Origin of the sequence: Janibacter sp. HTCC2649 (genome assembly GCF_000152705.1) — a bacterium.
In the GTDB taxonomy this organism is placed as follows: Bacteria; Actinomycetota; Actinomycetes; order Actinomycetales; family Dermatophilaceae; genus Knoellia.
This window is the reverse complement of record NZ_AAMN01000013.1, coordinates 1-1,038: the sequence shown is the minus strand read 5'-3', so window position 1 is coordinate 1,038 and position 1,038 is coordinate 1. Positions and strand designations below refer to the sequence as shown.

General features: G+C 69.7%; 1 protein-coding gene and 1 pseudogene. One reads left to right on the top strand and one right to left on the bottom strand.

Features of this window, described 5'->3' with window-relative positions:
* On the top strand, positions 1-378 hold a 378-nt coding region (locus tag JNB_RS00085; protein ID WP_009774332.1), incomplete at its 5' end, for a phosphopantothenoylcysteine decarboxylase.
* Positions 379-465: 87 nt separating this feature from the next.
* Here the strand turns inward: JNB_RS00085 and JNB_RS21410 are convergent.
* Positions 466-1,038 (bottom strand): annotated as a pseudogene (locus JNB_RS21410) (hypothetical protein); the annotation flags it as partial.

Genomic DNA, 1,038 nt, shown 5'->3' with positions numbered 1-1,038 from the left:
ATCAAGAAGACGCACGAGGCCCACGTCGACGGCACCGAGGACGACTCCGCTCCGACGATCACCCTCGTGCGCAACCCCGACATCCTCGCCGAGCTGGTGCAGAACCGCGGGGGTTCTGCGACCCCGGTCATCGTGGGCTTCGCCGCCGAGACCGGCGACGAGAACGGATCGGTCCTCGACCACGCGCGCTCCAAGCTCGAGCGCAAGGGGTGCGACGTCCTCGTCGTCAACGAGGTGGGCGAGGGCAAGACCTTCGGCTCCGACGACAACACCGTGACGGTCCTGCGACGCGGCAGCGAAGAGTCGGTCGAGGTCGGCCCGGCCACCAAGGCTGCCGTGTCCGACGCCGTCTGGGACGTCGTCGCCACCCTCCTCTGACAGAAGAGCAAGACCTCACCAGGTCGAGGTAGTACGAAACGCCGTGGGCGCAAGCTCCCCACGGCGTTTCGTACTACCTCGACTGGGTCAGCGGGTCTTCGCGTTCACCTTCGGCTTGGACTCAGGCTCGGTCTGGACCTCAGCCTCGGCGGGAGTCTCGGTCTGGACCTCAGCCTCGGCGGGAGTCTCGGCCTGGACCTCAGCCTCGGCGGTGGCCGGGGCCTTGGGTGCGGCCTCGGGGGCTGCGGCCTGGGCGTGGTCGGCCTGACCGATGGACGACGCACCGCCGAGGGTGCCGAGCATGTTGCGGACGTTGCTCAGCTGGGCGGTGATGCTGTCGCGGCGAGCAGTGGCGGCCGCGAGCTCACGCTCGGAGTCACGCCTGATCCGCTCGGCCTGCTCCTTGGCCGTCGTGACCATGGCGGACGCCTCGGCCTTGGCCTGGTCGAGGATCGAGACGGCCTCGGCCGCGCGGGACCTGTGCTCCTCCTCGGACTCCTTGGCGAGCTGGTCGGTGCGCTCCTGGAGCTCGCGCAGACGATCCTCGTGGCTGCTCTGGGCGAGCGTGAACTCGCTCGTGGCGCGGTCGCGACGCTCCTGCAGGGTGCTCTCGAAGTCGGCGGCAGCCGCGGCAGCACGGGCGCGCTGGTTCTCGAAGTA